Origin of the sequence: Clostridioides sp. GD02404, from assembly GCF_045898275.1 — a bacterium.
GTDB classification, from domain to species: Bacteria; Bacillota; Clostridia; order Peptostreptococcales; family Peptostreptococcaceae; genus Clostridioides; species Clostridioides difficile_A.
On the sequence record NZ_JBJOCA010000017.1, the window covers coordinates 1 to 12,926 of the forward strand.

At 29.1% G+C, this 12,926-nt stretch carries 9 protein-coding genes; all 9 read right to left on the bottom strand.

Annotated features, from left to right (window positions below; all coding sequences use genetic code 11):
- Window positions 1-82 precede the first annotated feature (82 nt).
- The 9 genes from Q3287_RS11325 to der all read right to left on the bottom strand — a co-directional run bounded on the left by Q3287_RS11325 (window position 83) and on the right by der (window position 12,922).
- Entirely contained in the window at window positions 83-1,438 is a 1,356-nt protein-coding gene (locus Q3287_RS11325; RefSeq protein ID WP_021385371.1) for a PFL family protein, read from the bottom strand.
- Between the two features lie 26 nt (window positions 1,439-1,464).
- On the bottom strand, window positions 1,465-1,734 hold the full coding sequence (locus Q3287_RS11330) for an ACT domain-containing protein (protein ID WP_054271200.1): 270 nt from the start codon (window positions 1,732-1,734) through the stop codon (window positions 1,465-1,467).
- A gap of 290 nt (window positions 1,735-2,024) precedes the next feature.
- A complete protein-coding gene (locus tag Q3287_RS11335; protein ID WP_407964102.1) occupies window positions 2,025-3,974 on the bottom strand; it encodes a hypothetical protein in 1,950 nt (649 codons plus the stop codon).
- 55 nt (window positions 3,975-4,029) lie between these two features.
- Complete coding sequence (locus tag Q3287_RS11340; RefSeq protein ID WP_407964103.1) at window positions 4,030-5,970, bottom strand: hypothetical protein; 1,941 nt, start codon at window positions 5,968-5,970, stop codon at window positions 4,030-4,032.
- 53 nt (window positions 5,971-6,023) lie between these two features.
- Entirely contained in the window at window positions 6,024-7,952 is a 1,929-nt protein-coding gene (locus tag Q3287_RS11345; RefSeq protein WP_407964104.1) for a hypothetical protein, read from the bottom strand.
- Between the two features lie 152 nt (window positions 7,953-8,104).
- Window positions 8,105-9,580 (bottom strand): stage IV sporulation protein A, encoded by a 1,476-nt coding sequence (gene spoIVA / locus Q3287_RS11350; RefSeq protein WP_054271204.1) that lies wholly within the window; start codon window positions 9,578-9,580, stop codon window positions 8,105-8,107.
- Window positions 9,581-9,898: 318 nt separating this feature from the next.
- Window positions 9,899-10,918 carry an NAD(P)H-dependent glycerol-3-phosphate dehydrogenase gene (locus Q3287_RS11355; protein ID WP_407964105.1) on the bottom strand — a complete coding sequence of 340 codons (1,020 nt, stop codon included), beginning with the start codon at window positions 10,916-10,918 and terminating at the stop codon, window positions 9,899-9,901.
- A gap of 30 nt (window positions 10,919-10,948) precedes the next feature.
- Window positions 10,949-11,563: a glycerol-3-phosphate 1-O-acyltransferase PlsY gene (plsY, locus tag Q3287_RS11360; protein WP_021385546.1), complete on the bottom strand. Its 615-nt coding sequence runs from the start codon at window positions 11,561-11,563 to the stop codon at window positions 10,949-10,951.
- A gap of 33 nt (window positions 11,564-11,596) precedes the next feature.
- Window positions 11,597-12,922 carry a ribosome biogenesis GTPase Der gene (gene der, locus Q3287_RS11365; protein ID WP_054271206.1) on the bottom strand — a complete coding sequence of 442 codons (1,326 nt, stop codon included), beginning with the start codon at window positions 12,920-12,922 and terminating at the stop codon, window positions 11,597-11,599.
- Window positions 12,923-12,926 lie beyond the last annotated feature (4 nt).

Here is a 12,926-nt window from a genome sequence, read left to right on the forward strand (position 1 = left end):
TTAATTATAATTTTTTAATATATGAATATCTTTAATTCAATCTTCTAAATATTTATTTAAATATTACTATATGTAAACATACTTAGTTTTTAAATGAATGTATAGGAGCTGGAATTCTTCCTCCTCTTTGAGTAAATAACTCAGACGAATTTGTATTTATAGGCATTACTGGTGCTCGCCCTAAAAGACCACCAAATTCCACCATATCACCTACGTCACATCCTGGAGCTGGTATAATTCTAACTGCTGTAGTTTTATTATTAATCATACCTATTGCTGCCTCATCAGCTATCATAGCTCCCAGTGTACCTGCTGTAGTACTTCCTGGAACAGCTATCATATCAAGACCTACAGAACAAATAGCAGTCATTGCTTCAAGCTTATCTATGCTCAAAGCACCTTTGATAACAGCATCAATCATACCCGCATCTTCTGATACTGGTATAAATGCACCACTTAGACCTCCAACATGTGAGCAAGCCATGACTCCACCTTTTTTAACAGCATCATTTAAAAGAGCCAACGCTGCTGTAGTACCATGAGTACCAACAACTTCAAGACCCATTTCTTCTAATATATTTGCCACTGAGTCTCCAATAGCTGGTGTAGGTGCTAATGATAGGTCTATTATTCCAAATGGTACATCCAGTCTACTAGAAGCTTCTTTTGCTACCAATTGTCCAACTCTTGTAATTTTAAAGGCAGTCTTCTTAACTGTCTCTGCTACAACATCAAATGGCTCTCCTTTTACCTTTTCTAAGGCTCTTTTAACAACCCCAGGACCACTTACACCGACATTTATTATCCTATCAGCTTCACCAACACCATGGAAAGCTCCTGCCATAAATGGATTATCTTCAACTGCGTTACAGAATACTACTAGTTTTGCGCAACCAAATCCCTTTGCATCTTTCGTTAATTCTGCAGTTTCTTTTATAATTTCTCCCATTTCTTTTACTGCATCCATATTTATACCACATCTTGTAGAACCTACATTTACTGAAGCACATACCTTGTTTGTACTTGCCAAGGCTTTTGGAATTGATTTAATTAATATCTTATCACCCTTTGTATACCCTTTTTGAACCAATGCTGAGAATCCACCTATAAAATCTATACCTAAATCCTCTGCAGCTTTATCTAATGTCTGTGCAAACTTTACATAGTCACTTTCATCTGTTGCACCTGCAATAATAGATATTGGAGTTACTGATACTCTCTTATTTACAATTGGAATACCATATTCACGCTCTATTTCTTTTCCAACTTTTACTAAGTCTTTAGCAGAATTCATAATCTTGTTATATATTTTCTCTCTAGCCTTATCTCCATCAGGGTCTATACAATCTAATAAAGAAATCCCCATAGTTATAGTTCTTATATCTAATTGTTCTTCATCTATCATTTTGATTGTCTCAAGTATATTTCCTACATTCACTATTATCACCTCCCTATTACTGTTTTTTACAGATTATGCATTGAGTTAAATATTTCTTCTCTTTGAATTTTTACATCTACTGATAATTCTTTTCCTCTTTTTATTAAGTCTTCAACCGTTTGCTCAAAAGAGTTTAATGCTTTCTCTAAATCAACTATCATAATCATTGTAAAATACTCTTGTAATATCTTTTGTGAAATATCTACTATGTTAATATTTTGCTTGAATAACTCATCACTGATTCCTGCTACTATACCTGGTTTGTCCTTTCCAATTACTGTTAAAATTGCTCTCATGATAATATCCTCCCTTATTTTTTTATAAATCTTACATTTTTACAAATTGAACTTTTTATTAGCATATATTTCATTTATTTGTTAGTAAATCACTTTTTATGTATATATTTAATATATTTTAATACCTATACCTTCATTTGTCAATTTTTTTTCAATATTCTATTATTTTTATACTATTTAGTCAAATTATATGTATTGTACATTTTATTGATAACAATATATAGTTTTCATAATAATGAAAGGTATTACTTAACAAACTCATAATTTGATAAGCAATACCTTTCTAAAAATTATTTTTTTATTTTTATGAATCTAATTATACTTTTTCTTGTACCAGGATTTACAATCAATATAGAGCAAAACATAGTTAAACTTAACACTCCAATTAAAATGAAACGCTCTTTCCCAATGCTATATTTTTTAGGTGATAACTTAGAGTTAGTTTCATCTTTATTTTCATTATTGTGATTTACTTGATTATTTATTTTTGATTGATTATTATTCATATCTAAATTGTCATTATAAAAACCTTCATTATAAAAATATGATTGATTATTAGTGCTAAATACAGTTTTTTGTTTTAAGCCTTTATTATCATTTTTTAAGATAAAACTTTTGTTAGATTTATCCTCATTTTTTAACTCATCTTCATTTTTTAAAATCTCGTCTTTTTCTTTATCATTAGTTATATTATTATCATCGTTATCCTTTGGAGGATTCTTACTTGTAGTACTGCTAGAATCAGATTCTATATTGTTGTCATTTGGAGTATTAGGAGTTTTTTCATCATTACTACTATTATTATCTTTATTGTCATTATTTAGATTGCCATTATTATCTTCTTCTCTATCTGGGTCATCTCTTCCTCCTCCTCCACGGTCACCACCAGCATCTTCATTTTCTTGTTCATCATCTGGTGTAATCTGATTATTCCCCCCTCCTAATACAAATCCAGGTTTTAAAAATATATTTGAATACCCATCTCTTAATCCACCTTCCACTTTTACTCTAAAACATCTCAACTTAAAATCTTCAAAATCAATTGTGGCTTGATTTGTAATATACTCTAGTTCACTGCTTATCCAATTTATACCATCATCAGAATATTCCACAAATACCTTTTTTGCATTATATGGCATGTCATAATCTAAGGCAGCTGTATAACCATATTCTCGGTTTCTAAAATACACAACTAAATTATTTATAGGCTCCTTATTTCTAATAGAGATATTTATAACTGGAAAAACATCTTGATTTAATACTATATTTTTTTCATTTAGAATATTTTCATCAAATTTACCTCTTATAATAAACTCTAGATTTTTGTTTAAATCAGTATAGTAATTTGATAAATCCCACTCTACATTTATATTTGCAATTTTTCCACTTGAAGTTTTTAGACTTACTTCTTTTGAGAGTTCTACATCCTCAATTTTATCATCTTTTGTTAATATCAATTCCTCTTCAAATACACTAATGCCTCTAAGATTACATCTTATAATATTATAATCTTCATCTTGTGGTATGTCTGGCATTATTACATTCCCATCACCAATGATATAAACAATCTTAGTTTTTGATACAATTGATTCGCCTTTTGTATTATTTTCTATTGTATTTTGTTGGTTATTCTTATTAACAATTACTGATGTATCCTCTATTTCCACCTCTCCATTACAGTAAATACCTACAGCATCTTTTCCATTAACCTCAATTATTCTAGATTCTACTTTAATATCATTTTCTGAATAAATTCCTATTGCATTATCTCCACTTGCACGTATATTTCCAGTCTTTCCATAATATGTAGCTAGAACTAGTTCAGCTTCTTTCTCTATATATAAAGCAGTTCCATTCAGTGCAACTATATTATCTATTCCTATATTTAATTTTCCTCCCCGTTCTACATGTATTACACCTTCATTCCCTCCTTCTCCAATTATATTTAACTTATTACCACTAATATTAAAATTACCTTTATCTTTTATAAGTATTTTATATTGGTTTGTATCTATTGTGACATTAGCTCCATTTGGAACACTAAATCCAAAATAATTATCTATTACCATATCACATGTAAGAGTATAAACTATGTCTCTCTTATTATCTTCATTTTTTACAATCCAGTTTTTAAAATCATCCAAACAATTGTCTTCTTGCGAAAAACTCTTCTTTGGTAAAATTATAAAAATACTTACTAATAAAGTTATAAGAAGAAATATCTTATTTTTTTTATTCATTTTTTTCTCCTATTTGATTATTCTGTCAAGTAAAATTATGTCTCTTTAATGTATTTTATTTATTAATTCTTAATCTTATAATTTTATCTATATATTTTATAATATCCCTATTTATTACTACTACTGAAAATAACATGGTTAAAACTATGATTTCAACTCCAATTATAAGCTCACTTTTAGAACTCTGAGTCTTATCATATGGCTTTGAAATAGATTTTAGTTTATCATTAGAATTATTTACTTCAATACCATCTGTCTTACTTAAAATTACTTTATCATTATATGTATTTTTAGAAAGTTCATTATTTTCCTTATAAACTTCTTTTAGGTCTTGTTCTAAATTATTTTCAATTTTATTTTTTTCAATTAAATTATTATTTTTAACTTTATTATTGATATTCTCTTCACTCTTTTCTTTGTGTACTTCTTTATCTATTTCAGTATGTTTTTCATGTGACTTATTATTTTCTTCATCTTGTTGATTATTATTTTTTTCTTCTCCATTATCTTCTATGACATTACTTGAATCTAATGGTCTTTGCTCATCAGTATTATTGTTATTTTTATTATTTACACCTGAATTAACCTTATTGTCTTCTCTATCTGGGTCATCTCTACCTCCACCTCCACGGTCTCCACTATCATCATCGACTTCTTGTTCATCATCTGGTGTAATTTGATTACCTCCTCCTCCCATTACAAATCCAGGCTTTAAAAACACATTTGAATAACCTTCTTTCAATCCACCTTCTACCTTTATCCTAAAACATCGTAACTTGAAATCTCCAAAATCAAGCATAACCTGATTACTAATATTCTCTAATTCTTCACTTACCCAATTTACACCATCCTCTGAATATTCCACAAATACTTTTTTAGCACTATATGGCATACTATAATCTAATGTAGCTAGATAACCATTTTTAAAATTTAAGAAAGATACTTCTAAATCATCTATAGGTTCTTTATTAACAATATAGACATGTAAAACAGGAATAACATCATTGTTTACAATTATGTTCTTCTCATTTAAATCTTCTTCTTTAAATTTACCTATTATAATAAACTCTGTATTATTATTTAAATCATTATAATAGTTTGATAAATCCCACTCAACATCTAAATCTATAGAGTTCATACTAGAAGTTCTTAAACGTACTTTATCTGGTAATATTATATCTTCTACTTTATCCTCTTTTGATATGTTCATTTCTTTTTCAAAAGCTCTAATCCCTCTATAGTTACAATTTACTATCTCGTAATTCTTATTCTGAGGTATATCTGGAGTAATTGTATTCTGTTCTCCAATAATATAAATCTTATTTGCTTCTGATACAATCGACTTAACTTTTTTATTTTCCAATAATACATTTTGCTTCTTATTACCACTATGTATAATTATTGAGGTATCTTCTATTTCGACTTCTCCTTTACAATAAATTCCTATTGCATTTTCTCCATCAGCTTCAATTGTTTTATAATCTACTCTAATATCATTTTCCGAATAAATTCCTATTGCATTTTCTCCATTTGCTTTTATATTTCCAATCTCCTCATAATATTTATCTATACTCAAATTTGCATCTTTTTCAACATATAACGCAGTTCCATTTAATGCAACTATATTATCTATTCCTATATTTAATTTTCCTCCCTTTTCTACATGTATTACTCCTTCACTTCCACCCTCTCCAATTATATTTAGCTTGTTTCCATTAATATTAAAATGTCCTTTATCTTTTATAAGTATCTTATATTTATTTGTATCTATTGTAATATTAGTTCCATATGGAATACTAAATTCAAAATAATTATCTACTATCATATCGCAAGGAAGAGTATAAACTATTTCTTTCTTATTATCTTCATTTTTTACAACCCAATTTTTAAAATCTTCTAAACAATTATTTTCTTGTGAGAAACTCTTACTTGGTAAAATTATAAAAATTATAGTTAATAAATTTATAAGAAGAAAAATTTTATTTATTTTATTCATATTGTTCTCCTATTAATTTTTTAATAAGCTTAAAATGCTTTAAACGATTCTGTCTATTTTTTATGTTTTATAAATTTATCTACATATTTTATGATACCAGGATTTACTACTACTATTGAAAATGACATAACTGATACTATAATTCCACCCCAAATAACACTCCTACCTTGAAAATTCTGAGTTTTACTATGTGAATTAGAAGTAGAGTTTGAGCTATTATTAAATTTATCTAATTTAAAAGTCTCTTTTTCATTTGATATTTTTTTACTATCAGTCGTATTTTTACTTTCCTGATTTTCTTCATAATCTCTTTTTAATATTTGAATTAAACTATTCTCATACTTATCTATAATAGTTAATTCATCATTCTTAATATCATTATCTCTGTTATTGATATTAGTCTTATTAGTTTCTTTATCTTTCTCTATAATATCTTCATTAGACTTATCATTTTTTTCATCCTCTTGGTGAATATTATCTTTTTCTTCATTATTGAAATTTGTTATATTGTTAGAATCTTCAGGTATTTCTTCAGTGGAATTATCATTTTTCTTATTATCATCTAAATCAAATTCATCATTTTCTCTATCTGGGTCATCTCTACCACCACCGCCACGGTCACCATCAATATCATCATTTCCCCGTTCATCATCTGGTGTCTCTTGATTGTCACCACCACCCATTATAAATCCTGGTTTAAAAACCATATTTGAATAACCTTCTTTTAATCCGCCTTCCACTCTTACTCTAAAACAACGTAGCTTAAAATCTTCAAAAAAAAGTATAGCTTGGTCTCTAATATCTTCCTGTTCCTCAGATGTCCAATTGATTCCATCTGCTGAATATTCAACAAAAACTTTATTTGCATTGTATGGCATATCAAAATACAAAACAGCTACATATCCATCTCTTGTGTTTTGATAATCTAATTCCAAATTATCTATTGGTTTTTTCTCTGCAACAGATATGTCCAAAATAGGAACAACATCATCATTTATTACAATTTTTTCTCTATTTAATGTTTCTATTTTAAACTTTCCTGTTATACTAAAAATTTCTTCTTTTTTTAACTTTTCATAATAACCAGTAAAATCCCATTCTACATCTATATCAAGTTGATTACCACTAGATGTTTCTAATACCATATCTTTCGGAAATTTTATATCTTCTATTTTATCATCTTTACTTACTTTTATTTCTTCACTAAATACATCAATTCCCCTATGGCAACATGTTATAATATTATAGCCAGAATCTTCAGATATAGCTGGTATAAGCTCATTAGAGTTATCAATTATATAAACTTTCTTGCTTTCTGATACAATTGATTGTGCAGCCTTATTATTAGCTCTTAATAATCCATTTTCTTTGCTACTACTATAAGCTTTTATTGAAGATTCTTCTATCTCAACATCACCTTTAGAATAAACACCTATAGCACTCTCTCCATTCACTTCAATATCCTTATTTAATATTCTAATATCATTTTCAGTATAAATTCCTATTGCATCTTTTCCATTTGCCTTTATTTTTTCAACAGATTCATAGGATGATTTAATATATAAGTCTCCTCCTTCTTCAACGTATAAGGCTGTCCCATCAGTAGCAATTATGTTATTTATACCGATACTTATACTTCCACCAGTTTCTATATGTATTACTCCTTCTTTTCCTCCTTCACCTATTATATTTAGTTCATTATCATCAATAATAAATCTTCCATGATTTTTTATCAGTATTTTACATTTGTTGGTATCTATTGTAAAATTACTGTCATGAGGAATATAAAATCTAAACTCTTCGTCTATTACCATATCACAAGGAAGAGTATAAACTATTTCTTCTTTGTTATTTTTATTTTCTTGAACCCACCTTTCAAAATCTTCAAAACAATTATCCTCTTGTCCAGACACCTTGTTTGGAGAAATTACAAAGCAGAGTATTATTATGCTTACAAAAATAAATATTTCAGACTTCTTCATCTTTTACTCCTAATATTTTAATATAATAATGTTGAAAAATGTATCTTATATATATAATTTTTCCATAATTAGCACTTGTTGTCAATTTTTATAAATAAAAAGCTACTTAATAAAGTAAACAATCGTTTAACTTTAATAAGTAGCTTATATTCTTATAATAAAATAGTTATAATATTAGAGCTTCCTTCATTTACAATTTTTTGTAGAGTCTTTTGCATCTTAACTCTTATCTCTTCTGGCATAGTATACAATTTACTCTGTAATTGTTCTTTCACTAAATCATGAAGTGACTTACCAAACATATTTGATTCCCATAAATCTGCTGGTTGCTCTTCAAACACCTCCATAAGATATTTTATCATCTCTTCACCTTGATTCTGATTACCAACTATTGGAGAAACTTCTGTAGATATATCTGCCTTTATAATATGAAGTGATGGTGCATTAGCTCTTAGCTTGATACCATATTGTTTTCCTTGTTTCATTATTTCTGGTTCCTCTAAACTAAGTTCTTCTAGAGAAGGAGCTACTACTCCATATCCTTTTATCTTAGCATCTACTAAAGCACTTTCTATTTTATCATACTCATTCTTAACCTTAGATAATCTAGTTATTAGACTAAGCAATTGATAATCTCCCTCAATTTTAAATCCACTCTTTTCTTCAAGAACATTATAGAATAAATCTTGCTTTGTCTGTAAATCAATATTTATAACGCCTTCTCCTAACTCTACATTATCAACACCTGTATCCTCCAAAAACTCTAACTCAGAAAATCCTTGCATAATTCCTTCTATATCTCTTATTTTTCCTATATCTATAATACTTTGTTTTAATGTTGTTATTATGCTACTTTTTATCCAGTGATTTCTTTCTAGACCTTCAACCCATTTAGGTAAATTAATTCTTATTTCTGTAAGTGGGAAATCATACAATACAGCTTCCATAACTTCCTCTATATCATCTTCTTCCATTTCAACTACATTCATTGGAAGAACTGGAACTTCATACTTTTCTTCCAATTCATTTCTAAGCATACTTGTTTCCTCACTTTTTGGACTTAGTGTATTTAAAACAACAGCAAATGGTTTTTTAAGGCTTTTTAATTCTTGTATAACTCTTTCTTCTGGCTCTACATAACTTTTTCTGTCAATACCAGTAACTGAACCATCTGTCAACACAACTACTCCTATTGTAGAATGGTCTTTTATAACTTTTTTAGTTCCTATTTCTGCTGCCTTTTCAAATGTCATAGCTTCTTGTGACCAAGGAGTTGATACCAATCTTTGTTTTCCACCTTCCTCATGCCCTAAAGCTCCTTCAACTATGTATCCAACACAATCTACCATTCTTACTTTCAGAGATACTGTGTCTTTTATTTTAATTTCTACGCCATCTGCTGGTACAAATTTTGGTTCTACTGTCATTATAGTTTTACCTGAGCCACTTTGAGGTATCTCATCTCTTGTTCTATCCTTCTTAAACTCATTGTCTATGTTTGGTATAACCAACTTTTCCATAAATTTTCTTATAAAAGTTGATTTTCCTGTTCTTACAGGACCCACTACTCCAATATATATATCCCCCTGAGTCCTTTTGGATATATCTTCGTATATGTTATTATTCATATTATTCCTCCTATACATCTAATCTTATTAAATTATATTTAGAGTTAGGGGTTAATATTCTTAAAATAGAAAAATAAAGACTAGCAATATTAATTTCCCCTACATACAGAAACTGGTAAACTTTAAGGTGAATTAAATTTATTAAAATCCATTATATTAAAAAGATATAATGACAATCATGATAACTATAAATTGCATATAAAATAATTTATTATACTGTATATACATAGACTATGCTATATAAAATTAAAATAGCCCTCTTTATATTAAAGAGGGCTAAAACAAATTTATTATTTTTTTATTTTGTATTACAATGACTTATATCTCATCACCTAAAACGACTTCTTCCATTTCATGCTTTTTACTTCTCATCATTAGTTCTATTCCAACTTCCTTAGGATCTGAACCTTTGTTTATTACAGAATATATAGCATTAGTTATTGGCATGTCTATATTCAATTTTTCAGCTACATCATGTGCTACTTCGGTAGCAGTTATACCTTCTACAACCATCTTTACTTCTTTTAAAGTATTTTCTAGGCTCATACCTTGACCTATAAGTATACCAGCTCTTCTATTTCTACTATGCATACTTGTACAAGTAACAATTAAATCTCCTATACCTGAAAGACCTGCAAATGTAGACACATTAGCTCCCATAGCAATTCCAAGTCTACTCATTTCACTAATACCTCTTGTCATAAGAGCAGCTTTTGCATTATCACCATATCCTAATCCATCACATATTCCGGCTCCAAAGGCTATAATATTTTTTAATGCTCCTCCAAGTTCTACTCCAACTATATCTGGATTCGTATAAACTCTAAGCTTAGGGCTCATAAATAAGTCTTGTATCATCTGTGCTATTTTTAAATCTTCAGAAGCTACTACTACTGTAGTAGGGATTTCTCTTGCTACTTCTTCAGCATGAGATGGTCCAGATAGTATTACATATGGATTTTGTGGTAATTCTTCTTCACAGACTTGAGATAATCTAAGTCCAGTACCTTTTTCAAGACCTTTTGCCACATTAACAATAACTTGTCCCTCTTTTATAAATGGTTTTATTTTTTGACAAGTACTCCTTACAGCCTGTGATGGAACTGCTAAAATTATCACTTTACAATCTTTTATAGTTTTGTCTATGTCAGTACTTATAGTTATATTATTTGGAAATAATACTCCTGGTAAATAGTCTGTATTTTCTTTAGTCCTATTTATTTTTTTAGCTTGTTCATCTTTTCGAGTCCACATACTCACATCGTTACCTTTTTTTGCAAGACCTAAAGCTAATGCACTTCCCCAACTTCCAGTACCTAATACACATACTTTCTCCATGTTTAACACCACCTGAGTATAATATATTTACTATTCTTTCTTTTGACCAATCTTTCTCTCTGTCCCATTTAATAATCGCTTTATATTTGCTCTATGATTGTATATTACTGATGCAGTTAAAAACAAAGCTACTATTAAACCAGCTTTATTTTTTACTATAATCATAAATATTGGTGAACATCCGATTCCTACGACAGAACCTAATGAAACATACTTTGTTATAACTACCACCAATATAAATACTGCTAGACACATTAGTGTTATTACTGGATTTACAGCAAGCATTGCCCCTAACGAAGTTGCAACACCTTTACCTCCTCTAAACCCTAAAACTGCTGGCCAATTATGACCTGCTACAACACATATAACTGCCAGATATCCAGCTAAAAGAGTATCTATACCAACTAATCTTGCTGCAAGCTCTGATATTAACACAGCCATTACACCTTTAAGAACATCTCCTAAAAATGTCATTGCTCCTGCTCTTTTTCCAAGTGTTCTAAGTACATTTGTTGAACCTGCATTACCTGAACCTTGAGTCCTTATATCAACTCCAGCAATTCGCTTTGCAACTATGTATGAAGTCGATATATTGCCTAAAAGATATGCAACAACAGCGATAATTATATAACTAAATATCTCCACTGAAATTCCCCCTTTTAGTTATATTTTAAATATTTATTTCTTATTTTTTTGTCTATACTCAAATTTTATGGAAGTTCCTTCAAATCCAAAGTTTTCTCTTATCTTATTTTCAAGATACCTTTGATATGAAAAATGAGTTAAGTCCTTATCATTTATAAACAATGTAATCTTAGGAGGTCTAATATCTGTTTGAGTTCCATAGTAAATTTTTAACCTTCTACCTTTATCAGACGGTGGTTGATTTAACATTACTGCTTCTCCAATTACCTCATTTAATGCTGAAGTCGATATTCGCTTAGAATGTTCATTTGATACATACTCAACTGTATCCAATATCTTATTCATTCTCTGATTAGTCTTTGCAGAAACAAACACAATTGGAGCATACATCATAAATGGGAATTTTTCTTTTATATCTTTTGTGTAATTACTCATAGTCTTATTATCTTTCTCTATTAAATCCCATTTATTGATTACAAATATACATCCTTTACCTTCATCATGTGCTATACCAGCAACTTTTGTATCTTGTTCTGTTACACCTTCTAAGGCATCTATTACAATTAATACTACATCTGCTCTATCTACAGCACTCATGGCTCTTATTACACTGTATTTTTCTATTGTCTCATATATTTTACTTTTTCTTCTAAGCCCTGCTGTATCTATCAAAAGGAATTTCTGTCCATTTTTTTCAAAATAAGTATCAATTGCATCTCTAGTAGTACCCGCAATCGGACTTACAATTACTCTTTCTTCTCCAAGTATTTTGTTAAGTATAGAACTTTTACCTGCATTTGGTTTACCTGTTATAGCTACTCTTATTATATCTTCTTCATACTCTGTATCTAATCCTGCTGGAAAATTTTCAACTATCTCATCTAATAAATCTCCAAATCCCATACTATTAGCTCCTGAAACTGCAAAAGGAGTTCCAAATCCTAATTCATAAAAATCGTATATATTGTCAAATTGACTCTGACTATCAATCTTATTAACTACTAATATTACTGGTTTTTTTGTCTTTCTAAGTAACTGTGCAATTTCCTTATCAGCTGCTGTTATTCCAGCCTTACCATCAACTATAAAAAGTATTACATGTGACATGTCCATTGCAAGCATAGCTTGACTTCTCATTTGAGATAATATTATGTCTTCGCTATCAGGTTCAATTCCTCCTGTATCTACTAATGTAAAATACTTATCTAACCACTCTACTTCAGCAAATATTCTATCCCTTGTAACTCCAGGTGTATTTTCAACTATCGATATCCTTTTTCCTGCAAATTTATTAAATATTGTAGACTTACCAACGTTTGGTCTCCCAACTACAGCTACAACTGGCCTACTTATACTCATGTTG

Coding starts and splice junctions, on each gene's coding strand:
- Q3287_RS11330 (WP_054271200.1), bottom strand. CDS start 1,734: ATGAGAGCAATTTTAACAGTAATTGGAAAGGACAAACCAGGTATAGTA.
- Q3287_RS11335 (WP_407964102.1), bottom strand. CDS start 3,974: ATGAATAAAAAAAATAAGATATTTCTTCTTATAACTTTATTAGTAAGT.
- Q3287_RS11340 (WP_407964103.1), bottom strand. CDS start 5,970: ATGAATAAAATAAATAAAATTTTTCTTCTTATAAATTTATTAACTATA.
- Q3287_RS11345 (WP_407964104.1), bottom strand. CDS start 7,952: ATGAAGAAGTCTGAAATATTTATTTTTGTAAGCATAATAATACTCTGC.
- spoIVA (WP_054271204.1), bottom strand. CDS start 9,580: ATGAATAATAACATATACGAAGATATATCCAAAAGGACTCAGGGGGAT.
- Q3287_RS11355 (WP_407964105.1), bottom strand. CDS start 10,918: ATGGAGAAAGTATGTGTATTAGGTACTGGAAGTTGGGGAAGTGCATTA.
- der (WP_054271206.1), bottom strand. CDS start 12,922: ATGAGTATAAGTAGGCCAGTTGTAGCTGTAGTTGGGAGACCAAACGTT.